We start from the raw sequence: 20944 nt of genomic DNA, 5'->3' as shown, positions 1-20944 counted from the left end.
AGCGGTGCATCGGGATCACGTCGCCGACCTCGTGATCCCGATGCACCGCCTCGCTTCGCTCGTCGGCACCCGATCACCGGAGGGCACCCGCTAGGTTGGGTCCGATGTCGACACTGCTGGAGCGCGTGCGCAACCGCCACGACCGCTGGAAGCACGAGCTGCAGCACCGGTTCCGCACCGATCTCGGCACGCGCGCCCGGGTGTTCGCCTGGGCCACCTCGGGGGTCGCGCTCGCCGCCATCGTCGCGCTGCTCGTGCGCGAGGCGCTCGGCGACCTCGACCCCGCGACGGTGCTCGCGGCCGTGGCCGGAGCCGTGATCGTGCGTGCCGCGATGCTGCGCCCGGCGCAGCCCCCGCACGTCCACGGCCTGCCGGGCGTGCCCGAGCCCGAGGTCTGCCCCGCGCCCGACGGTCCCGACCGCACGCCCTTCGTGCTGGCGGTCCGCTGGCTCGGCGGGCTGCTGGCCTTGGCGGTGGCGTTCGCCCCGGAGGTCCTCGTCACCCTCGCGCTGCTCGCCGTGGCCCTGCCGGCGACACCCGTCCTGGCCGACAAGGTCGCCCTCGGCCGCGCACGCAGCCGCATCCGCGCGGCGCTGCTGTCGTACGAGCCGCGCTTCGTCCTCGGGTACGGCGGGTACGGCGGCGGCCCCATCCACGTCGACATGTGGGAGCCGCACCTGCTGGCGTCGGGCGACCGCGGCGTGATCGTCGGCCTGCGAGCCCACTACTGCGCCGAGCTGCGCGCCGCGATCCAGCCGTCGATGCCGTGGATCGCCGCCGGCTCCGACGTCCTGGGCGACATGCGCGTGCTGACCGTGCCGACCATGACCACGTTCTTCTACGTCCACAACGCGCCCGGCCACCTCAAGCTCATGGGCATCCGCTCGGTGCGGCACGTGTGGCTCGGCCACGGCGACTCCGACAAGTCCGGAAGCCACCACACCCGTCACCTGCGCTACGACGTGCTCGTCGCCTCGGGGGAGGCCGCGATCGACCGGTACGCCCGTCACGGCGTCGAGATCCCGCGCGAGCGCTTCGTCCTGCTGGGCCGCCCGCAGTCTGGTGACGTCCTGCCCGCGAAGGTCCCCGTCACGCAGGTCGAGCGCCCGACCGTCCTGTACACGCCGACGTGGACCGGCAACGGCAAGATGACGAACTTCAGCTCGATCAAGGACGCCGACCGGATCCTCCACGCACTCCTGGCGGCCGACGTGAACGTCGTGTTCCGCCCCCACCCGGTGTTCCTGCGCGACGAGTACTGGGCGGCCCGGCTCGCCGAGCTCGACGAGATCCTGCGCGCCGACCACGACGATCCCGGCTCGCCGCGACGGCACCTCTGGGGCGAGGAGGCCGTGCGCGGCCTCTCCGTCGCCGAGTGCATGAACCGGGCCGACGCCCTCGTCTCGGACGTCTCGAGCGTCGTGTCGGACTGGCTCGCCTCGGGCAAGCCCTACCTGATGCTGAGCATGGCCCACGACCTCGACGAGTTCGTCGAGGCCGTCCCCGTGGCCGCCGGCGGGTACATGGTGGGCCGCGACCTCGCCGGCCTGCCCGAGGTCCTCGACGAGATGCTGCACCGCGACCCGCTCGCGGATCGCCGGCGGCAGCTGAAGGTGCACGTGCTGGGCGACTACGAGGGGGACGAGTCGGCGCGCGCGTTCTCCGCGTGGGTCCACGAGATGGCCCACACGCCGATGGTCCGCGGCTGACGGCGCCTGCCAGAATGACGGCATGCGCGTTCACCTCGGTGCCGACCACGCCGGCTACGAACTGAAGAACCACCTCGTCTCCTGGCTGACCGAGCACGGTCACGAGCCGGTCGACCACGGCGCCCACGAGTACGACGCCGACGACGACTACCCGCCGTTCTGCGTCGCGGCCGCGCAGGCCGTCCTCGACGACGAGGGCTCGCTCGGCATCGTCATCGGCGGCTCGGGCAACGGCGAGCAGATCGCCGCCAACAAGGTCGCCGGCATCCGCTGCGCGCTGACCTGGAGCGTCGAGACCGCCCAGCTCGCCCGCCAGCACAACAACGCGCAGGTCATGGGCATCGGCGCGCGCATGCACTCGCCGGAGGAGGCCGAGCAGATCGTCGAGGCCTTCCTCACCACGCCGTGGAGCGAGGCCGACCGCCACCAGCGACGCATCGACCTGCTGGCGGGCTACGAGGAGACCGGCACCTTTGCCTGAGGGCCACACCCTCCACCGCCTCGCCCTCGACCTCACCGGGACGTTCGGGGGCAAGAGCGTCCGCTCGTCGAGCCCGCAGGGACGGTTCACGGCGGCGGCGCTGCTCGACGGCCGTGAGCTGACCGAGGCGACGGCGCACGGCAAGCACCTGTTCGTCGCCTTCGACGGCACCGAGCAGCAGGTCCACGTGCACCTGGGCCTGTACGGCGCGTTCTCGTTCGTCGAGCAGGCCGATCCGCCCGTCGTCGGGCAGGTCCGCTGGCGGCTCGCGTCCGACAGCGTGACCGCCGACCTGCGCGGCCCGACGGCGTGCGAGCTGCTGACGCCGGACGAGGTCGAGGCCATCCGCGCGCGCCTCGGCGCCGACCCGCTCGACCCCGAGGCGGACGTCGAGCGCGCCGCCCGCGCCGTGGCCGCGTCGCGGGCGCCGATCGCGACCCTGCTGATGGACCAGCGGATCATCGCGGGCGTCGGCAACGTCTACCGCGCCGAGGTGCTGTTCCGGCACCGCATCGATCCCAAGGTGCCCGGACGCGACCTGCGGCCGAGCACGTTCCTGGCGCTGTGGTCCGACCTCGTCGACCTCATGGGCGAGGGCGTCCGCATCGGCCGCATCGACACGGTCCGTCCCGAGCACGAGCCCGACGCGATGGGTCGGCCGCCGCGCGTGGACGACCACGGCGGCGAGGTCTACGTCTACCGGCGCGACGGCCAGCCCTGTCACGTCTGCGGCACGCGCGTGCGCACCGAGGTGCTGGGCGGCAGAAACCTGTTCTGGTGTCCGCGCTGTCAGCGGCGCCGGTAAGGTCGGTCCGTGGGCTCCCCTCGAGGTGTGAAGCGCGATCCGGTCGGGCGCTACCTGTCGACCAATGCCCGCGAATGGCGATCGGGCTCCAAGGACGGCCAGATGGCCGTCCTCGCGGGTCTCATGCTGGTCACGGTCGTCATGTTCATCCTGAGCCTGACCTGGTACGACATCATGCCCGCGGCCACGTTCATCGTGCCGATCGTCATCGGCAGCGTGCTGCTGCAGTGGTGGCCCCAAGCCGCTCTCTCGGCCGTCGCCCTGTTCGCCTCCACGGTCACCGCGCTGGTCGACTCGTTCGCGGGCGGCTTCAACTCCTCGCGGCCGGCCACGCTGGTCACCGTCTACGCCGCCGCGGGTGTGCTGCTCTACAGCGCGTCGCGCTACCGCTCGGGCCTGCCGGCGGCGCTCAGCGAGGCGATGCTGATGGAGCTGCGCGACCGCCTGCAGAAGCAGGGCACGGTCCCCAAGCTGCCCGACGGCTGGGTCAGCGAGTCCGCCATGGAGTCCGCCGGCTCGGCGAAGTTCGCGGGCGACTTCCTCGTCGCCAACCTGTCCAAGGACGACAAGTACCTCGAGCTCATGCTCGTGGACGTGTGCGGCAAGGGCGTCGCCGCGGGCACGCAGTCGCTGCAGCTCGCCGGTGCGCTCGGTGGCCTGATCGGCTCGCTGCCGCCGCTCGGCCTGTTCGCCGCGGGCAACGACTACCTGCTGCGCCAGGGCTGGGACGAGGGCTTCGCCACCGCGGTGCACGTCATCGTCAACCTCGAGACGGGCGCGTTCGAGGTGCTCAATGCGGGTCACCCGCCGGCGATGCAGTGGGACGCCGACAAGCAGGAGTGGATCGTCTCGGGCGCGCGCGGCATGGCCCTGGGCATCATCCAGCACCCCGAGTTCCGCCCCGCGTCCGGCGAGCTGCGCCCCGGCGAGGCGCTCATGTTCTACACCGACGGCGTCGTGGAGACCCGCTCGCTCGACCTCGAGGTCGGCATCGACTGGCTGCGCGGTGCGGCCCGCCTGGCGATCGCCCCGGGCATCCAGGGCGCCCCGGCGCGCATCATGGACCAGACCGAGGCCGGCGAGGACGACCGCGCCGTCCTCATCCTCAGCCGCTCGCCGGCCTGAGCCGGAGGGGGTCGGACGGTGCGGCAGCGACTGGCGGACCAGTGGCCGTTCCTGGTGACGAGCCTCGGCGTGGTGCTGATGGGGCTGTTCGTCCTGACGACGGAGGAGCCGCTGGCCGGCTGGGTCTTCGTCGGCTTCGGAGGGGTGTGCGCCGCCGGCATCGTGGGGCGGGCCGTGTGGGACGCGGTGCGCGCAGCGCGCGAGTGAGGTCGTGGAGCGGACGACGGGACTCGAACCCGCAACATTCTGCTTGGAAGGCAGAGACTCTAGCCAATTGAGCTACGTCCGCGAGGCGCCGGAGCGCCGCGTCCATGATGCCACAGGCGTCCCGCGCCGACCTCAGCGGCGGACCCAGCGGGTCACGACGGTGTTCGCGCCCCGCCACTGCCGCTCGCGCGTCAGTCCCGCCGCCGCCAGCTCGGCGTCCTCGGTGGCGGTCGCCTCGGGCGGGTAGTCCGCCCAGCGGATCACCCACAGTGTCCGCACCCCGGCCAGGCGCGGCTCGGCCTCGGCCAGCGGCACCGAGGTACCGGCGAGCAGCCCTTCGCGGACGGCCTCGTCGTGCAACGTGACGTCCCTGAGTCCGTCGAAGGCCTCCGGGTAGGCGTCGGCGATCAGCCGCAACGTCTTGCGCGCCACGGGGCCGGCCGGGGGAGTGCGCGGGCCGTAGTAGACGGCGTCGCCCCGGGCGGCGTGGGCCTCCACGACCTCGGCCGCCTGCGACCAGCCGTAGTCGCTCTTCGCGGTGACGGTGCGCTGGGACGCGTACACGACGAGCGAGGCGACGACCAGCAGCGCGACCACCGCGAACGGCAGGGCCTGCCCGGGCAGGCGCCGGACGCCGGACGCCATCAGCAGGGCCAGCGCCGGCGCGCAGAACGCGAGGTAGCGCTGGTGGTAGACGGGCGTGGCGACGATGCTCCAGCCGATCGCGAGGAGACTCGGCAGCACGAGCCACGGCAGCGAGACGGCGACGACCGGCCGGCGCCACGGACGGTCGCCGCGCGGCAGCAGCGCCAGCACGACGAGCGCCCAGCCGGCCAGCGCCAGGACGAGGGCCGCCGCGAGCCACGCGGTGGTCAGCACGTCCGAGAGCCCGAGGCCCGAGCTCGCACCGCCGCCGTCGGCACCCTCGGTGGGCGTCGCGCCGAGGAACCACTGGTTCACGCCGACGCTGCGGACCATCGCCGTGAGCGGCAGTCGCACGCCGCCGAGCTGCGCTGCCTGCGCGTGGGCCTCCAGCAGGAGCGGCACACAGGCCAGGACCGCGGCGCCCGCCGCCACGGCGAAGCCGGTCCACTGCCGGCGCGTGGCCAGCAGAGCCACGGTCACCGCGTGCGCCGGCACCAGCAGGAGAAGGAAGATGTTGAGCCAGCCGCCGAGCGCGACGAGCACCCCGTACGCGACCCAGCGCCCCACGCCGGGCCGGTCCAGCGCCCGCACGAGCAGCACGGTCGACCACGCCGCGAACGCGATCGTCAGCGCCGTCGACCGCGCCTCGATCCCCGCCCACGTCACGCGCGGCAGCAGGACGAGCACGAGCGCGGCGAGCGCGGCCGTCGTCCGGTCGTCGAGTCGCCGGCCCAGCGCGTACGTCCCGACGACGGCTGCGCCGACGGCGAGGGCGCTCGGCAGCCGTACCGCGAACGGCGTGGTCCCGGCCAGCTCGGTCCACGCGTGCACGAGCGCGTAGTAGACGCCGTGCACCGCGTCGACCGTGCCCGTCATCGACACCAGGTCGCCGAGGCCTCGGTCCGCCGCCGCGAGCGTGGCGGCCTCGTCGTACCAGAGCGAGACGTGCCACGAGCCGATCGCGACGAAGGCGACGGCCGCCAGCGCGGCGCACGAGAGCAGAAGGGCCTCACGGGTGCGGGACGGCATGGACGGCTCCCTCCGAACGGGTGCTGCGCTGCCGTCCCGAGCGGGCGCGCCGTGGGGGAAGCCTAGAACGCCCGGAGGGCCACGCGGAAGGCGTGCGTCACGGAGCGGTCGAGATCACCAGGTCGGCGGCCTCGCGCGGGTGGTCCGACGCCAGGTACGCCTCCTCCTGCGCGGCCCAGACGTCCCACCACGGCTCGTAGGTCTCGCCGTCGCGCTCGAGCGCCCTGCGGCGGCGCACCTCGGTCGGCGCCTCCAGCCACACGAGGTGGCTGAGGAACGGGCGCAGGACGGTCGCGCCCGCGCCGACGCCCTCGATGATCAGCTCGGGGGTGGGGCGGACGCTGAGCCACGGGCCGGGCCGGTCGTGCTCCCAGTCCCACTGGCGTGCCCGGCCGACCTCGTCGATCGCGAGGTCGGCGAGGAGTGCACGCACCATCGCGGGCGTCCGGGAGAGCCCGTGCCAGCCCGGGTAGAGCCGCTCGAGGTGCAGGATCGGCGCCCCGAGGCGATCGGCGAGATCGAGCGCGAAGGCGGTCTTGCCCGCGCCGCTGCGACCGTCGATGGCCACGACCCGGGTCGCGCCGCACACCGGCGAGCGCTCGCGCACCCGCGACACCAGCAGGTCGGCGGGGGAGTGGTCCATTGGGTCGACGGTACCGGCTCCAGCGCTCGCTGCCAGCCCCCGGCGCCGATAGATTGACGGCCATGGGACCGGTCACCGTACGGCTGTTCGCCGCCGCCCGCGAGGCGGCCGGCACCTCCGAGACGACCGTCGAGGCGGCCACGATCGGCGAGGTCCTCGACGCCCTCTCGCAGCGGTTCGAGGACCTGGGGCCCGTCCTGACGCGCTGCTCGATCCTGCTGGAGGGGACTCGCACCACCGACCGCGAGGTGCCGATCCCCGAGGGCGCCACGGTCGACGTGCTGCCGCCCTACGCCGGGGGCTGAGTCAGCCGCCGATCGCGCTCATGGGGCGGATCGGCTGGACGAACGTGGGCGAGTCGATGCCGTGCCCGGCGCGCTTGGCGGCGATGGACGACGTCAGGATCCGCACGAGGTCGTCGTCGGTGCCGCCCCCGCGCAGGACCGGCACCAGGTCGGACTCCTCGCGGGCGAAGAGGCAGTTGCGCACGTGGCCGTCGGCGGTGATCCGGATGCGGTCGCAGGCCGCGCAGAACGGCGCGGTCACCGAGGCGATGACGCCGACCGTCGCCGGTCCGCCGTCGAGCGTCCACGTGTCGGCGGGGGAGGAGCCGCGGTCGCCGACGGGCTCGAGCCGGAAGGCGGCGCCGAGCCGCTCGAGGATCTCGGAGCCGGGCACCATGTGGCCCCGGTCCCAGGTGTGGCCGGCGTCGAGCGGCATCTGCTCGATGAACCGCAGCTGCGCGCCGAGCGAGACGGCATAACGGACGAGGTCGACGATCTCGTCCTCGTTGACGTCGCGCATGGCGACGGCGTTGATCTTGAGCGGCGTGAACCCGGCAGCGCGGGCCGCCTCGATCCCGGCGAGCACGTCGTCGAGACGGTCGCGACGGGTCAGCTCGAGGAACTTCGCGCGGTCGAGGGTGTCGAGCGAGACGTTGACGCGCGCCAGCCCGGCCTCGCGCAGCGGCACGGCCAGCTCGGCCAGGCGGAGTCCGTTCGTGGTCATCGAGACCTCGGGGCCGAGGGCCGCGAGCCGGCGGACCACCTCGACGGCGTCCTTGCGCACGAGCGGCTCACCGCCGGTCAGCCGGATCTCGGTCACGCCGAGGCCGACGGCGACGCGGGCGACCCGCTCGATCTCGTCGGTGGTGAGGATGCTGTCGCGCTCGAGCCACGGCACGCCCTCGGCGGGCATGCAGTAGGTGCACCGCAGCGAGCACTTGTCGGTGAGCGAGATCCGCAGGTCGCGGTGGACGCGGCCGAAGCCGTCGACGAGCGTCACAGGCCCACCCACTCCGAGCGTCCGGCGTCGTCGGTCTGGCGCTTCCAGATCGGCACCTCGGTCTTGACCAGCTCGATCAGCGCCCGCGTCGACTCCAGCGCGGCGGCCCGGTGCGGGGCGGCGCTGGCGATCACGACGGCGACGTCGCCGACCTCGAGCGTGCCGTGCCGGTGCGAGACCGCGATCGTGGCGCCCGTGGCCTGTGCGACCCGCGCGGTGAGCGCTCGCAGCATGCCCTCCGCGTCGGGATGCGCCTCGTACTCCAGCCGCACGACGGTGCCGCTGGCCTCGGGGTCGTGGTCGCGGATCGTGCCGACGAAGACGTCGACCGCGCCGTGCTCGCGACCGCGCACGGCGTCGAGGTGCTCCGCGACGTCGAGGGACTCGTCCGTCACGCTCGCGTGGGCCACTCGACCGGACGGCGCCTCGGTGATCATGCCGCCAGCCTAGGCGGGTACGCGTGGACGCACCGGGCGAGCGATGGTCGGGATGACAGGATTTGAACCTGCGGCCCCCTGCTCCCAAAGCAGGTGCGCTACCAAGCTGCGCCACATCCCGTGAGGCACCGATCAGTGTACGGCGGGGCCGCGGCGGCCCGTTTGACCCGGCACCACGGGCGCCCCGTAGACTGAACGCTGGCCTGCGTGAGGACTCCGCGGGCTGTTACGAGCCCAACGACGCAGGAGTCAACACGTGAAGAGCAGCACCGAATCGCTGAGCCCGACCCGGGTCAAGCTGACCATCGAGGTGCCGTTCGAGGAGTTCAAGCCGAACCTCGACAAGGCCTACAAGACCATCGGTGCGCAGATCCAGATCCCCGGCTTCCGCAAGGGCAAGGTCCCGCCGGCGATCATCGACCAGCGTGTCGGCCGCGGCGCGGTGCTCGACGAGGCGCTGAACTCCGCCCTGCAGGGCTGGTACACGGCCGCCCTGCAGGAGACCAAGACGACCCCGCTCGGCCAGCCCGAGATCGACCTGACCAAGTTCGAGGACGGCGAGGCCATCGAGGTCACCGCCGAGGTCGACGTCCGTCCCACGCTCGAGCTGCCCGACGCCTCGGACATCGAGGTCACGGTCAAGGACATCGAGATCAGCGACGAGGACGTCACCGAGCAGCTCGACCAGCTGCGCGAGCGCTTCGCCACCTTCACCGACGTCGACCGCCCGGCCGCCGACGGCGACTCGCTGACGATCGACCTGTCGGCCGCCCACAAGGACGGCACGCTCATCGAGGACGCGCAGGCCGAGGGCCTGCCCTACGTCGTGGGCAAGGCGACGATGCTCGACGGCCTCGACGAGGCCGTGACCGGCCTGTCGAAGGGCGAGTCGAAGACGTTCGGCACGACGCTGCTGGGCGGCGACCTCGCCGGCCAGGAGGTCGACGTGACCGTCACCGTCCAGGAAGTGCGCCAGACCGAGCTGCCCGAGCTCGACGACGAGTTCGCCCAGATGGCCTCGGACTTCGACACGTTCGACGAGTTCCGCGCCGACCTCGTGGAGCGCCTCACGCGCGGCCGTCGCCTCGAGCAGGCCGCCGAGGCCCGCGACCTCGTCCTGGAGCAGATCGTCGACAAGGTCGACGCGCCGCTGCCCGAGGGCCTGGCCGAGAGCGAGCTGGCGAACCGCCGCCAGCAGATGGACCAGCAGCTCGCGATGGCCGGCCTTACGCTCGAGGACTACCTGCGCGACCAGGAGGACGGCAAGACCGTCGAGGAGTTCGAGTCCGAGCTCGAGAACGACGTCCGCAACTCGATCGTGGCGCAGTTCGTGCTCGACCAGATGGTCGAGGAGAACGAGTACGACCTCGACAACGACGAGCTGAGCCAGCACATCATGCGCCGCGCCCAGCAGTCCGGCGAGGACCCGAACTCGTACATCCAGCACATCATGGAGCACAACCACGTGCCCGAGATGATCGCCGAGGTCCTGCGCGGCAAGGCGCTCGCGTCGCTCGTCGAGAACGCCAAGGTGACCGACGAGTCCGGCAACGTGGTCGACCTGGCCAACCTGCAGGCCGACGGCACGATCGGCGGCCAGGACGCGGCCGAGTCCGACTCCGAGTGAGTCGCGGCGGGTCCAGCACCCGCCACCCACGCATCGAGGGCCCCCGCCAGCGGCGGGGGCCCTCGGCGTTCCGGGGCCCACGGTCCGAGACACGCCGCCCCGGGCGACCGGCGGTGCTGCACGATGGAGTCATGGCGACGGCGCGCACGACGGACATCGCGGCGCTCGCCCTCGAGTACGGCGACCGGCTGGTGCTGGGCACCGTCCGCGACGTGCACGGCGCCGTCGCGCGCCGCGCGTTCCGCGCCACCCGGCTGCTCGGCAGCCGGGTCCCCGAGTCCGTCCACGACGCCATCACCGGCACGGTCTACGGCGGGCTGTCCGGTGCCCTGAGGCTGTCGGGCAGCGCGGCCCGCGGGCTGGCCTCGCGCGGCATCGGCGCGCCCGTCGACGACTCGCGCTTCGGCCGCCAGGTCCGGGCCGCGGTCAACGGCCTCGTCGGCGACGAGCTGCGCCGGCACGGCGACCCGCAGGCCATCACCATGTCGCTGCGCCGTGACGGGCTCGACGTCGGCGTGACGCCGTGGGAGCTGCGGCGCGCCTACCCCGGCGCGACCGGCCACGTGGTGGTCCTCGTCCACGGCCTGTGCGAGAGCGACGAGTCGTGGCTGCTCGGCCGGCGCGACCGGCCGACGTACGCCGAGCGGCTCGCCGCCGAGACCGAGGCGACGCCGATCGTCCTGCGCTACAACACGGGCCTGCACGTGTCCGAGAACGGCCAGCACCTCGACCAGCTGCTCGAGCAGCTGCTGGACGCGTGGCCCGTCGCGATCCACCGCATCACGCTGGTCGGGCACTCGATGGGCGGCCTGGTCGTCCGCGCCGCCACGAACCGGGCGACGGTGTCGGGTCACCAGTGGACCCAGCGGGTCGGCGACGTCGTGTGCCTGGGCACGCCGCACGCCGGGGCGAACCTCGAGAAGGCCGCGCACCTGGGCGCCCGCATGATGCGGATCTGGCCGCAGTCGTCGCCGTTCGGCTCGATCCTCGACGCCCGCTCGGCCGGGATCGTCGACCTCCGCCACGGCTACATCACGGCCGACGAGTGGGAGGGCCAGGACCTGACGGCGCGCTGGGGGCTGGACCGCATCGCCGCCGCTCCGCTGGCGCACGCCGAGTACCATTTCGTCGCCACGACGGTGGGGGCGACGCCGCGTCACCCCGTCAGTGCCGTGCTGGGCGACCTCGTGGTCCACTTCTCGTCCGCCGCCGGGATCGGTCGCCGAGGTCCGGTCGTGCCGCGGGCGCGCCTGGAGTACGTGCCCTCCTCGCACCACTTCGCCCTCCTCAATCACCCGCGCGTGGCGGACTGGCTCGTCACGTGGGTGAGGTCGCGGCCACGACAGGCGCGACGGCTCGATCCCTGAATGTGACACTCACGGTGTCAACGTGGGTAGGCTGCCGGGCAACGACCACGACCAAGGAGGACCCGGTGGCCAATCGCGAGGAGATCTCGGCATCCATCGAGATCGACGCCAGCACCGAGCAGGTCTGGGCGCTCGTCAGCGACCCGACCCGCATGCCCGAGTGGAGCCCGCAGTGCCGCCGGACGATCATCCGCGGCGGGGGACCGGTCGGGGTCGGGACCCGCACGCTCAACATCAACCGACGCGGACGGCTGTTCTGGCCGACGCGCTCCAAGATCGTCGAGGTCGTGCCCCACCGCCGCTTCGCCTTCCGCATCGCCGAGAACGGCACGGTCTGGTCCTTCGACCTCGAGCCGACCCCGACGGGCACCCGGCTGACCGAGAGCCGTCACGCCCCGCACGGCGTCTCGGACCTCTCGAACTTCCTCACGCGCAACGTGCTCGGCGGCACCGAGAGCTTCGAGGCCGAGCTCGAGGACGGCATCCGCCAGACCCTCGAGCGCATCAAGGCCACCGCCGAGGGCGCGCGGGTCTGACTCAGGCGCCCCGGATGACGACCCGCAGGTCCTGCTCGGTCGTCGTCCCCGGCCGCCCGACCACGCGGTCCAGGACGACCGGGTGGTACGGGGTCAGCTCGTCGCGCCACCAGTCGCGCGGCTGGAAGTCCCACGTTCCGGCGGGCAGTGCCCTCAGCGAGGGGCCGAAGTCGCCGGGTGCGAAGCGCCCCGGGCGAGCGAGGCAGCGGCGCTGCTCCACGCACCGGAGGCCCTGGGCGAGGTCGTTCCACCACGGCGCCGCAGCACGGCCGGCCGTGACAGGGCGCGCATGCACGCGAGTGCCGACCGGCCCGAGCCGCGCAGGCACGGTGCGGGACGCCGTCCCCATGCGGACCGTCGTCACCGCGGCCACGCGGTCGTCCGAGGTCGCCTCGACCCGGTAGGAGCCCGGAGCGACCCGGCGGAAGACCGCACGGTCCGTCCCCGGCAGCACGAACGCCGACTCAAGGCGCTGGCCCGAGGCGTCCGTCATCCACAGCGTCGTGCCCGCGGGCGCCGTCACGGTCAGCGACGCGGTGCCCTCGCGGGGGACCAGGCGCCGGACACGCGTCACGTGCCCGGGACGCACGCGGACCACCGTGCTGTCGGTGCGGAGCCGCTCGTAGTCGGCGGTCATGCGGCGCCCGGACGTGAGACGGTACGTGCCGGCCGCCAGGCCGGACAGGCGGTAGCGCCCCGACTTGTCGAGTCGGACCTGACCGAGTGACGTCTCGCCGCGGTGCAGCTCGAGGTTCACGAGCGGGGACCAGCCCGTGCGTCGTGCCACGTCGACGGAGCCCGCGACGCCCGTGCCGCGCGATCTGGCCCGTACGTCGAGGCGGACGCGCGACGTGTCGCGGGCGATCCTGACCCTCCGCGTGACCTGCGGATCGTCGTGGACGCGGCCGGCAGAGCGGCCGTAGGTCACGTCGTACGTGCCGGGGGCCAAGCGCGTGATCGCGAAGCGACCGTCGAGGTCGGTGAGGACGGTGCGGAGATCCTGGTCGGAGGCGCCGACGCGGCTCACGCGCAGCGGCCGCCGCCTCGCGGGGGCGCCGTCGACCCGGACGGTCCCCGTGATGGCACTGACCCTCCGGGCGTGACCGACCGCGGTGACGGCGCCGGCGCGCACGCGGACCGTCCGCGTGGACCAGCCGGCCGCGACCCGGTAGAGGCCCGGCGCGAGCCCCGTGAGCCGGTAGCGGCCGCGTGCGACGGCGGCGGTGGCGAGCGGACGGGCCGTGACGTCGGCCCGTTCGGGGGCGGAGTCGAACAGCCGCACCTTCCGCACGAGGGGAGCCGTGCCCGCGATGGTGCCCGGCGGCCGCAGCGTCACGTCACCGACATCGCGTGCCGTCCCGTCGGCCGGGAAGCCGTCGGGCTGCTGCAGGAGGCTGAACGTGGTGCCGGCGGGGCCGACGTAGGACTTCAGCAGGCCCGCCCGGGCGGCCGCCCGGCATGCCGTGCCGTCGCGCTGGCACAGGCGCAGGACGTAGCCGCCCGGGACGTCGGCGGTCGGCAGCGAGAAGCGGCCCTCGCGATCGGTGCTCGTGCGCGCGACCTCGCCGGCGTGCCTCGCGCCCGGCGCGAGCGCGAGCAGCTGGACCAGGAGTCCGGCCTGGGGGCGTCCGGCGGCGTCGACCGCGCGCCCGCTCACGGCCGGCTCGGCAGCCACGGCGGGGGAGGTCAGAGTGGGAACGAGCAGGGTGAGCGCCACGGCCGCGACCGTGAGCGCCGGCCGGACGCGGAGCATGTCCGGACTCTAGCTGCGGCAGGGGCCCGCTGTACGCCGATGGCGAACAAGTGCCCGGGGCACGTGTCTGTGTCCGCCTCGCGGTCTAGGGTCAATGACGTGAACGCACCCATGAGCCCCCAGATGGCCGTCGAGGCGGGGCCGTCCGACCTCGACGGGCACATCTACAACCGCCTGCTGAAGGAACGCATCGTCTTCCTCGGCTCCGAGGTCCGCGACCAGAACGCCAACGCGATCTGCGCGCAGCTGCTGCTGCTCAACGCCGAGGACCCCGAGGCCGACATCTACTTCTACATCAACAGCCCCGGCGGCTCCGTCGACGCGGGCATGGCGATGTACGACACGATGCAGTACATCTCCAACGACGTCGTCACCGTCGGCATGGGCCTGGCCGCCTCCATGGGCCAGTTCCTGCTCGCCGCGGGCACGGCCGGCAAGCGCTTCGCGCTGCCGCACACGCGCATCATGATGCACCAGCCCTCGGGCGGCATCGGCGGCTCCGCCTCGGACGTCAAGATCCAGGCCGAGCAGTCCATCCTGCTCAAGAAGCAGCTCAACGAGCTCCAGGCCAAGCACACCGGCCAGAGCGTCGAGCAGATCGAGGCCGACGCCGACCGCGACCGCTGGTTCACGCCGGCGCAGGCCAAGGAGTACGGACTGATCGACGAGATCGTCAACACGGCAGGAGAGGTCCGATGAGCTACTACATCCCGCAGTGGGAGGAGCGCACCTCCTACGGCTTCCGCCGCATCGACCCGTACGCGAAGCTCTTCGAGGACCGCATCATCTTCCTCGGCACGCCGATCAGCGACGACGTGGCCAACGCCGTCACGGCGCAGCTGCTGTGCCTGCAGTCGATGGACCCCGACCGCGACATCAGCATCTACATCAACAGCCCGGGCGGCTCGTTCACCGCGCTCACGGCGATCTACGACACGATGCGCTACGTCAAGCCGGACGTGCAGACGTTCTGCCTCGGCCAGGCCGCCTCGGCCGCCGCGGTGCTGCTGGCCGCCGGCACGCCGGGCAAGCGCTTCGCGCTGCCGAACAGCCGCATCCTCATCCACCAGCCCTACACCGAGGGCACGGGCGGCCAGATCTCCGACCTGGAGATCCAGGCCAACGAGATCATCCGCATGCGCGAGCTGCTCGAGAAGATGATCGCCGAGGCGTCGAACAAGACGCCCGAGGAGGTCAGCCGCGACGTCGAGCGCGACAAGATCCTGACGGCCCCCGCCGCCGTCGAGTACGGGATCATCGACCAGGTCCTCGAGACGCTCAAGACCCCGGTCTGAGCGACACGTCCGGACGCAACACTCGTTGACGGGTCCCCCACGAAGCCCCTTTGTGGCATCGTGGGGGGACCGTTCGGAAACGACAGGAAACACGCATGGCCCGCATTGGTGAAACCGCCGACCTGCTGAAGTGCTCCTTCTGTGGCAAGAGCCAGAAGCAGGTCAAGAAGCTCATCGCCGGCCCCGGCGTCTACATCTGCGACGAGTGCATCGACCTGTGCAACGAGATCATCGAGGAGGAGCTCGCCGAGGGCGCCGAGGTGAGCCTCGGTGAGCTGCCCAAGCCGGCCGAGATCTACGAGTTCCTCAACACCTACGTCGTCGGCCAGGAGGGCGCCAAGAAGTCCCTCGCCGTCGCCGTCTACAACCACTACAAGCGCGTGCAGGCGCAGGCCTCCGGCCGGCTCAACAAGGACGAGAACGTCGAGCTGGCCAAGTCCAACATCCTCATGGTCGGACCCACGGGCTGCGGCAAGACCTATCTCGCCCAGACGCTGGCGCGCATGCTGAACGTCCCGTTCGCGATCGCCGACGCCACCGCGCTGACCGAGGCCGGCTACGTCGGCGAGGACGTCGAGAACATCCTGCTCAAGCTCATCCAGGCCGCCGACTACGACGTCAAGAAGGCCGAGACGGGCATCATCTACATCGACGAGATCGACAAGATCAGCCGCAAGAGCGAGAACCCGTCGATCACCCGCGACGTGTCCGGCGAGGGCGTGCAGCAGGCGCTGCTGAAGATCCTCGAGGGCACCACCGCCTCGGTGCCCCCGCAGGGCGGCCGCAAGCACCCGCACCAGGAGTTCATCCAGATCGACACGACGAACGTCCTGTTCATCGTGGGCGGCGCGTTCGCCGGCCTGGACCAGATCATCGAGCAGCGCAGCGGCAAGAAGACGCTCGGCTTCAACTCCGACATCACCGCCACCGTGCCCGACGACGAGGCGCAGAAGCTGTCGAAGGTCGTCCCGACCGACCTGCTCAAGTTCGGCCTGATCCCCGAGTTCATCGGCCGTCTGCCGGTCATCGCGGCGGTCAACAAGCTGGACAAGAAGGCGCTCGTGTCGATCCTGACCGAGCCGCGCAACGCGCTCACGAAGCAGTACATCCGGCTGTTCGCGATCGACGACGTCGAGCTGGAGTTCACGGACGAGGCGTGCGAGGCGATGGCCGACCTGGCCCTCGAGCGCGACACCGGCGCCCGTGGCCTGCGCTCGATCGTCGAGGACGCGCTGCAGGACGTCATGTACGAGATCCCCAGCCGCGACGACGTGGCCAAGGTGATCGTGACCGCCGAGACCGTCCGCGGCCAGTCCGGCCCGCGCGTGATCACGCACGACGGGGCCAACAAGCGCGCCAGCTGACGCTCCGCCGATGTCGCCGCCGTGCGGCGCGCGGTAGCGTCGACCCATGGTCGACATCACGCTCTTCGGGGCCACGGGCTTCACCGGCGGGCTGACCGCCGACTACCTCGCCGTGCACCTGCCCCACGGGGCCACGTGGGCGATCGCGGGCCGCACGCGCGCCAAGCTCGAGCAGGTCGCGGCGCGCATCGCCGCGACCGGCCGGACCGCTCCGGAGATCGTCGTCGCGGACCTGGCCGACGAGGAGTCCATGGCCCGGATGGCCGCGGACACGCGCGTGCTGATCAGCACCGTCGGCCCGTACCTGCAGCACGGCGAGCCGGCCGTCAAGGCCGCCGCCGAGGCCGGGATCGACTACGTCGACCTCACCGGCGAGCCGCAGTTCGTCGACGAGATGTGGCTCAAGCACCACGAGACCGCGGTCCGGACGGGCGCCCGCCTGGTGCACGCGTGCGGGTTCGACTCCATCCCGTACGACCTCGGCGTCCTGTACACGATCGACCAGCTGCCCACGGGCGTGCCGATCACGATCAAGGGCTACATCCGCGCCAAGGCGTCGTTCTCGGCCGGCACGTACCAGTCGGCCCTGGGCCAGATCTCGCAGTTCCGCGGCTCGCAGGCCGCCGCGAAGCGCCGCCGTGCGAAGGAGCGCCGTCCCGCCGGGCGACGCGTCCGCGGTGGCGGCTCCCCGGGTCGCGCGGAGCCGCCCGTGAAGGGCTTCGGCGTCCCGCTGCCGACCCTCGACCCCCAGATCGTCCTGCGGTCCGCGCGGGCGCTGGACCGCTACGGGCCGGACTTCACGTACGAGCACTACGCGCACTTCCGGACGCGTCGCATGCTGGCGCTCGCGGCGCCCGTGCTGGGCGCGGTGGCGGTCGGCGCGCAGATCCCGCCGGTCAAGGCCCTGCTGATGCGGCTCAAGGCGTCGGGGGACGGGCCCAGCGAGGAGCAGCGTGCGGCGTCGTGGTTCACCCTCACCCTGGTGGGGGAGGGCGGCGGCAGGAAGGTCGTCTCGACCGTGCGCGGCGGCGACCCCGGCTACACCGAGACCTCGAAGATGCTGGCCGAGTCGGCGATGTGCCTGGCGTTCGACGAGCTGCCCGAGGTCGCGGGCCAGACCACGACGGCGGTGGCGATGGGCTCGGCGCTGGTCAACCGCCTGCAGAACGCCGGGATCGACTTCTCGGCGCGGGTCGTGGAGCCGGACGGCGCCTAGGCCAGGACGACCTCGACGCCGGCCTCCTCGAGCATCGCCTTGTCCTGGGCGTCGATGCCGTCGTCGGTGACGACCGCGGTGGCGTCGGCCAGTGCGCCGAACGAGAACACCTGCTCGGGACCGAACTTGGTGGAGTCGGCCAGGACGACGGTGGTGCGCGCCGACGTCAGCAGCGCGCGCTTCACGGCCGCCTCCTCGGCGTCCTGCGTGCTGAAGCCGTGCTCGGCCGAGATCCCGTTGGTGCCGATGAACGCCACGTCCGCACGCGTCCCCCGCAGTGCCTCGACCGTCGGCTGGCCGACCGCGACGCCGGTGACCTCGCGGATGCGCCCGCCGATCGTGTGCAGCGCGATGCCGTCGTGGCCCAGCAGCTGGTGGGCGGTGGCGACGCTGTGCGTCAGCACCGTCAGCCGCCGGTCCACGGGAAGCAGCTCGGCCAGGTGCGCCACGGTGCTGCCGCCGTCGAGCAGGACGCTGCCGCCGGCCTCGGGCAGGAACGCCGAGGCGGCACGCGCGATGCGGGCCTTCAGCTCGGGCCGCTCGCCGGTGCGCTGGGCCAGGGTGGCCTCGAGGCGCGAGTAGGCAGTCGACAGGACCGCGCCGCCGTGGACCCGTCGAGCCGTGCCCGCGCGCTCCAGGACGGCCAGGTCGCGCCGGATCGTCTCGGTGGACACGGACAGCTCGGCGGCCAGCTCGTGGACCGACACGCGGCCGTGCTGCGTCAGCCGCTCCGCGAGCAGGACCTGTCGTTCCGCTGCGTACACGTGACCTCCCCCTGTGGTGCCGTGTGGCTTCCCGTGGGAGTCTAACGCGATCAGGCGTCGGCGAGCGTGGCCTCGACCACGAGGGCGCCCTCGGCGGCCTTGGTCTCGACGTCGCCGACGATGCGGCCGGCGGCGCGCACGTCGGGCAGCGCCGACTCCAGCAGCTCGAGCGTGGCGGCGTCACCGGCGACGGCGACGTGCGTGACCTCGGTGCGCTGGCTGACCTTGGCGGTCGACTTGGCGCCGCGGATGCCCGCCAGCGCCTCGCCGGCCACGCCGAGCAGCCGCGCGTCGAACGTCTCGACGGCGAGGTCGGCGTCGACGGCCGGCCAGGCGGCGCGGTGGATCGAGCCCTCCTGCCACCACGACCAGACCTCCTCGGTCACGTACGGCAGGAACGGCGCCAGCAGGCGCAGCTGCACCGACAGGGCGAGCACGAACGTGGCCTTGGCCGACGTGCCGGCCTCGTCCTCGCGACGCGCGCGCTCCTTGACCAGCTCGAGGTAGTCGTCGCAGAAGTCCCAGAAGAACTTCTCGGTGACCTCGAGCGCCGAGGTGTAGTCGTAGGCCTCGAAGTGCGCCGTGGCGGCCTCGACGACGTCGCGCAGGCCGGTCAGCAGGGCACGGTCGAGCGGCTCGGTCACGAGCGCCGGGTCCAGCAGCGACGCGTCGGCGCCGAGGCCGTACTGGTCGACGGGCGCCACGACGAACTTGCTCGCGTTGAGCACCTTCATCGCGAGGCGGCGGCCGACCTTCATCTGTGTCTCGTCGAACGGCGAGTCCGCGCCCGGGCGGGCGCCGGCGGCACGCCAGCGCACGGCGTCGGCGCCGAACTTGTCGAGGATCTCGTCGGGGACGACGACGTTGCCCTTGGACTTGGACATCTTCTTGCGGTCGGGGTCGACCACGAAGCCCGAGAGCGCGGTGTGCTTCCACGGCACCTGGCCGAACTCCTGGTTGGAGCGCACGACCGTGGAGAACAGCCACGTGCGGATGATGTCGTGGCCCTGCGGCCGCAGGTCCATCGGGAACGTGCGCTCGAACAGGTCGAGGTCGCGCTCCCACCCGCACACGAGCTGCGGCGTCAGCGAGGACGTGGCCCACGTGTCGAGCACATCGGGATCGGCGATGAAGCCGCCCGGCTTGCCGCGCTGGGACTCCTCGTAGCCGGCCGGGGCCTGCGAGGCCGGGTCGACCGGCAGGTCGTACTCGGGCGCGAGGATGGGCGAGTCGTAGTCCGGCTCGCCGTCCTCGTCCAGGCGGTACCAGACCGGGAACGGGATGCCGAAAAAGCGCTGGCGGCTGACCAGCCAGTCGCCGTTGAGACCCTCGATCCAGTTCGTGTAGCGCGACTGCATGTAGCCCGGGTGCCAGTCGATGTCGTTGCCGAGGTCGACCAGGTGCTGGCGCAGCTCGGCGTCGCGGCCGCCGTTCTTGATGTACCACTGGCGCGTCGAGACGATCTCGAGCGGCTTGTCGCCGCGCTCGTAGAAGTTCGCCTTGCGCTCGGTCGCCTGCGGCTCGCCGTCGAGGTCGCCGGACTCCCGGAGCGCGGCCGCGATCGCCTCGCGCGCGCTGAACGTGGTCTTGCCCGCGAGCTCGGCGTACACGCCCTCGCCCGGCCCGCCGGCGATCCACTCGGGGACCTCGCGCAGGATGCGGCCGTCGCGGCCGATCACGGTGCGGTTGGGCAGGTCGAACTCGCGCCACCACTGGACGTCGGTCAGGTCGCCGAAGGTGCAGCAGTGGACGATGCCCGAGCCCTTCTCGGGGTCGGCGAGCGTGTGCGCGAGCACGGGCACCTCGACGCCGAACAGCGGCGAGTGCGCGGTCGTGCCGAACAGGTGCTGGTACCGCTCGTCGTCGGGGTGCGCGATGAGCGCGACGGCGGCGGGCGTCAGCTCGGGGCGGGTGGTCTCGATCCACACCTTCCGGCCGTCGGCCAGGTGGTACGAGACGCGGTAGTAGTGGCCCGGGTAGTCACGCGCCTCGAGCTCGGCCTGGGCGACCGCCGTCTGGTACGTGACGTCCCACATCGTGGGGGCGTCCTGGCTGTAGGCCTCGCCGCGCGAGAGGTTGCGCAGGAACGCGCGCTGGCTCGTGGCCTGCGCGTCGTGGCCGATCGTCGTGTAGGTCTGCGACCAGTCGACCGAGAGGCCGAGCGTGCGCCACAGCTTCTCGAAGACCTGCTCGTCACGGACGACCAGCTCGTTGCACAGCTCGATGAAGTTGCGGCGGCTGATCGGGACCTGCTTCTTCGGGTCCGGCTTGGCCGGCGGCGTGAAGTCGGGGTCGTACGGCAGCGACGGGTCGCAGCGGACGCCGTAGTAGTTCTGGACGCGGCGCTCGGTGGGCAGGCCGTTGTCGTCCCAGCCCATCGGGTAGAAGACCTCGAAGCCGCGCATGCGCTTGTAGCGCGCCACCACGTCGGTGTGCGTGTAGCTGAAGACGTGACCCACGTGGAGCGAGCCCGACACCGTCGGGGGCGGGGTGTCGATCGAGTAGACCTGGTCGCGCGTCTTGCTGCGATCGAACGCGTAGGTGCCCTGCTCGGCCCATACGCCGACCCACTTCTCCTCGAGGCCTTCGAGGACGGGCTTCTCGGGAACGCGGCTCTGTGTCGTCACGAGGGTCGATTCTACGTGGCGCGGCGGGTG

Annotated in this window: 20 protein-coding genes and 2 tRNA genes; 13 read left to right on the top strand and 9 right to left on the bottom strand. The window is 72.3% G+C overall.

The window, feature by feature from the left end:
* Positions 1–104 precede the first annotated feature (104 nt).
* The 5 genes from AB3M81_RS13430 to AB3M81_RS13410 are packed head-to-tail and all read left to right on the top strand — an operon-like array spanning position 105 to position 4327.
* Entirely contained in the window at positions 105–1709 is a 1605-nt protein-coding gene (locus tag AB3M81_RS13430) for a CDP-glycerol glycerophosphotransferase family protein (protein WP_412904415.1), read from the top strand.
* Between the two features lie 22 nt (positions 1710–1731).
* A complete protein-coding gene (locus tag AB3M81_RS13425; protein ID WP_412904414.1) occupies positions 1732–2190 on the top strand; it encodes a ribose-5-phosphate isomerase in 459 nt (152 codons plus the stop codon).
* Positions 2183–2995, top strand: a complete 813-nt coding sequence (locus AB3M81_RS13420; RefSeq protein WP_412904413.1) for an Fpg/Nei family DNA glycosylase — start codon at positions 2183–2185, stop codon at positions 2993–2995. The genes AB3M81_RS13425 and AB3M81_RS13420 overlap by 8 nt, the downstream gene beginning before the upstream one ends.
* Before the next feature lie 27 nt (positions 2996–3022).
* A complete protein-coding gene (locus AB3M81_RS13415) occupies positions 3023–4120 on the top strand; it encodes a PP2C family protein-serine/threonine phosphatase (RefSeq protein ID WP_412904412.1) in 1098 nt (365 codons plus the stop codon).
* Positions 4121–4138: 18 nt separating this feature from the next.
* The gene (locus AB3M81_RS13410) at positions 4139–4327 is read left to right on the top strand and encodes a hypothetical protein (RefSeq protein WP_412904411.1); all 189 of its coding nucleotides are present in this window, start codon (positions 4139–4141) and stop codon (positions 4325–4327) included.
* Positions 4328–4332: 5 nt separating this feature from the next.
* Here AB3M81_RS13410 and AB3M81_RS13405 read toward each other — a convergent pair.
* The 3 genes from AB3M81_RS13405 to AB3M81_RS13395 form a co-directional block, all read right to left on the bottom strand.
* Positions 4333–4409, bottom strand: a tRNA-Gly gene (locus tag AB3M81_RS13405).
* Between the two features lie 50 nt (positions 4410–4459).
* Complete coding sequence (locus tag AB3M81_RS13400; RefSeq protein WP_412904410.1) at positions 4460–6001, bottom strand: glycosyltransferase family 39 protein; 1542 nt, start codon at positions 5999–6001, stop codon at positions 4460–4462.
* A gap of 97 nt (positions 6002–6098) precedes the next feature.
* A complete protein-coding gene (locus AB3M81_RS13395; RefSeq protein WP_412904409.1) occupies positions 6099–6644 on the bottom strand; it encodes a nucleoside/nucleotide kinase family protein in 546 nt (181 codons plus the stop codon).
* Positions 6645–6706: 62 nt separating this feature from the next.
* Here AB3M81_RS13395 and AB3M81_RS13390 point away from each other — a divergent pair, with 62 nt between their 5' ends.
* A complete protein-coding gene (locus AB3M81_RS13390; RefSeq protein ID WP_412904408.1) occupies positions 6707–6949 on the top strand; it encodes a MoaD/ThiS family protein in 243 nt (80 codons plus the stop codon).
* A gap of 1 nt (position 6950) precedes the next feature.
* Here AB3M81_RS13390 and moaA read toward each other — a convergent pair whose 3' ends face one another.
* The 3 genes from moaA to AB3M81_RS13375 all read right to left on the bottom strand — a co-directional run bounded on the left by moaA (position 6951) and on the right by AB3M81_RS13375 (position 8486).
* A complete protein-coding gene (moaA, locus tag AB3M81_RS13385) occupies positions 6951–7928 on the bottom strand; it encodes a GTP 3',8-cyclase MoaA (RefSeq protein WP_412904407.1) in 978 nt (325 codons plus the stop codon).
* Positions 7925–8365 carry a molybdenum cofactor biosynthesis protein MoaE gene (locus AB3M81_RS13380; protein WP_412904406.1) on the bottom strand — a complete coding sequence of 147 codons (441 nt, stop codon included), beginning with the start codon at positions 8363–8365 and terminating at the stop codon, positions 7925–7927. Before AB3M81_RS13380 ends, moaA begins: the two co-directional genes overlap by 4 nt.
* Positions 8366–8409: 44 nt before the next feature.
* Positions 8410–8486, bottom strand: a tRNA-Pro gene (locus tag AB3M81_RS13375).
* 135 nt (positions 8487–8621) lie between these two features.
* On the opposite strand from AB3M81_RS13375, the gene tig reads away from it, so the two are divergent.
* From tig to AB3M81_RS13360, 3 genes are all read left to right on the top strand, one after another.
* Entirely contained in the window at positions 8622–9992 is a 1371-nt protein-coding gene (tig, locus tag AB3M81_RS13370; RefSeq protein ID WP_412904405.1) for a trigger factor, read from the top strand.
* Between the two features lie 131 nt (positions 9993–10123).
* Entirely contained in the window at positions 10124–11359 is a 1236-nt protein-coding gene (locus tag AB3M81_RS13365; RefSeq protein WP_412904404.1) for a lipase family alpha/beta hydrolase, read from the top strand.
* 65 nt (positions 11360–11424) lie between these two features.
* The gene (locus AB3M81_RS13360) at positions 11425–11895 is read left to right on the top strand and encodes an SRPBCC family protein (protein WP_412904403.1); all 471 of its coding nucleotides are present in this window, start codon (positions 11425–11427) and stop codon (positions 11893–11895) included.
* Position 11896: 1 nt separating this feature from the next.
* Here AB3M81_RS13360 and AB3M81_RS13355 read toward each other — a convergent pair whose 3' ends face one another.
* Complete coding sequence (locus AB3M81_RS13355) at positions 11897–13648, bottom strand: MSCRAMM family protein (protein WP_412904402.1); 1752 nt, start codon at positions 13646–13648, stop codon at positions 11897–11899.
* A 123-nt stretch (positions 13649–13771) separates the two neighbouring features.
* On the opposite strand from AB3M81_RS13355, the gene AB3M81_RS13350 reads away from it, so the two are divergent.
* The 4 genes from AB3M81_RS13350 to AB3M81_RS13335 all read left to right on the top strand — a co-directional run bounded on the left by AB3M81_RS13350 (position 13772) and on the right by AB3M81_RS13335 (position 17523).
* Entirely contained in the window at positions 13772–14347 is a 576-nt protein-coding gene (locus tag AB3M81_RS13350) for an ATP-dependent Clp protease proteolytic subunit (protein WP_412904429.1), read from the top strand.
* A complete protein-coding gene (locus AB3M81_RS13345) occupies positions 14344–14943 on the top strand; it encodes an ATP-dependent Clp protease proteolytic subunit (protein ID WP_179423237.1) in 600 nt (199 codons plus the stop codon). The genes AB3M81_RS13350 and AB3M81_RS13345 overlap by 4 nt, the downstream gene beginning before the upstream one ends.
* A 95-nt stretch (positions 14944–15038) precedes the next feature.
* On the top strand, positions 15039–16307 hold the full coding sequence (gene clpX, locus AB3M81_RS13340; protein WP_412904401.1) for an ATP-dependent Clp protease ATP-binding subunit ClpX: 1269 nt from the start codon (positions 15039–15041) through the stop codon (positions 16305–16307).
* A 46-nt stretch (positions 16308–16353) separates the two neighbouring features.
* Entirely contained in the window at positions 16354–17523 is a 1170-nt protein-coding gene (locus AB3M81_RS13335) for a saccharopine dehydrogenase family protein (RefSeq protein ID WP_412904400.1), read from the top strand.
* Here AB3M81_RS13335 and AB3M81_RS13330 read toward each other — a convergent pair.
* Positions 17520–18287, bottom strand: coding sequence for a DeoR/GlpR family DNA-binding transcription regulator (locus tag AB3M81_RS13330; RefSeq protein WP_412904399.1), 768 nt, complete (start codon positions 18285–18287; stop codon positions 17520–17522). The genes AB3M81_RS13335 and AB3M81_RS13330 overlap by 4 nt on opposite strands.
* A gap of 50 nt (positions 18288–18337) precedes the next feature.
* On the bottom strand, positions 18338–20914 hold the full coding sequence (gene valS / locus AB3M81_RS13325) for a valine--tRNA ligase (protein ID WP_412904398.1): 2577 nt from the start codon (positions 20912–20914) through the stop codon (positions 18338–18340).
* Between the last annotated feature and the right edge of the window lie 30 nt (positions 20915–20944).

This window comes from Aeromicrobium jepli (genome assembly GCF_047246605.1).
Taxonomy (GTDB): domain Bacteria; phylum Actinomycetota; class Actinomycetes; order Propionibacteriales; family Nocardioidaceae; genus Aeromicrobium.
Note: the sequence above shows the minus strand (reverse complement) of the source record. Positions and strands in the feature narration are given on the sequence as shown.